Origin of the sequence: Bowmanella sp. JS7-9 (assembly GCF_004329715.1) — a bacterium.
Classification (GTDB): Bacteria; Pseudomonadota; Gammaproteobacteria; order Enterobacterales; family Alteromonadaceae; genus Pseudobowmanella; species Pseudobowmanella zhangzhouensis.
In genome coordinates, this window is record NZ_JXSY01000043.1 from 1 (window position 1) to 1177 (window position 1177).

Annotated in this window: 1 protein-coding gene; it reads left to right on the top strand. The window is 50.7% G+C overall.

Annotation, left to right across the window (positions count from 1 at the left end):
• Nucleotides 1-1126 (top strand): elongation factor Tu (tuf, locus tag TK45_RS16160; RefSeq protein ID WP_131259872.1); only part of this gene is annotated, 1126 nt, incomplete at its 5' end.
• Between the last annotated feature and the right edge of the window lie 51 nt (nucleotides 1127-1177).

Genomic DNA, 1177 nt, shown 5'->3' on the forward strand with positions numbered 1-1177 from the left:
CGTTGACCACGGTAAAACCACACTGACAGCGGCAATCACTACTGTACTGGCGAAGACCTACGGTGGTTCTGCGAAAGCATTCGATCAAATCGATAACGCACCAGAAGAAAAAGCCCGTGGTATCACCATCTCTACCTCACACGTAGAGTACGACACTCCATCACGTCACTACGCCCACGTAGACTGCCCAGGACACGCTGACTATGTTAAAAACATGATCACCGGTGCTGCGCAGATGGACGGCGCGATCCTGGTAGTAGCAGCGACTGACGGCCCAATGCCACAGACTCGTGAGCACATCCTGTTAGGTCGTCAGGTAGGCGTACCTTACATCATCGTATTCATGAACAAGTGTGACATGGTTGATGATGAAGAGCTGTTAGAGCTGGTAGAAATGGAAGTTCGTGAACTGTTGTCAGAGTACGATTTCCCAGGTGACGACCTGCCAGTAATCAAAGGTTCTGCACTGAAGGCACTGGAAGGTGACGCAGCGTGGGAAGCGAAGATTGTAGAGCTGGGCGAAGCACTGGATTCATACATTCCAGAGCCAGAGCGTGCAATTGACAAGCCGTTCATCCTGCCAATCGAAGACGTATTCTCAATCTCAGGTCGTGGTACAGTAGTAACTGGCCGTGTAGAGCAAGGTATCGTAAAAGTAGGTGAGTCAGTAGAAATCGTAGGTATCCGCGATACACAGACTACTACTTGTACCGGTGTAGAGATGTTCCGTAAGTTGCTGGACGAAGGCCGTGCAGGTGAGAACGTAGGTGTTCTGCTGCGTGGTACTAAGCGTGACGACGTAGAGCGTGGTCAGGTACTGTGTAAGCCTGGTTCAATCAAGCCACACACTAAGTTCGAAGCAGAAGTATACGTACTGTCTAAAGACGAAGGTGGCCGTCACACGCCATTCTTCAAAGGCTACCGTCCACAGTTCTACTTCCGTACAACTGACGTAACTGGTGCAGTAGAGCTGCCAGAAGGCGTAGAGATGGTAATGCCAGGCGACAACCTGAAGTTCGGCGTAGAGCTGATTGCTCCAATCGCGATGGACGAAGGTCTGCGTTTCGCCATCCGTGAAGGTGGCCGTACAGTAGGTGCGGGCGTAGTATCTAAGATTATCGCTTAATCAGATACTGGCTTCACAGCTAAATAAGAAAGGTCGCTTAGGCGGCCTTTT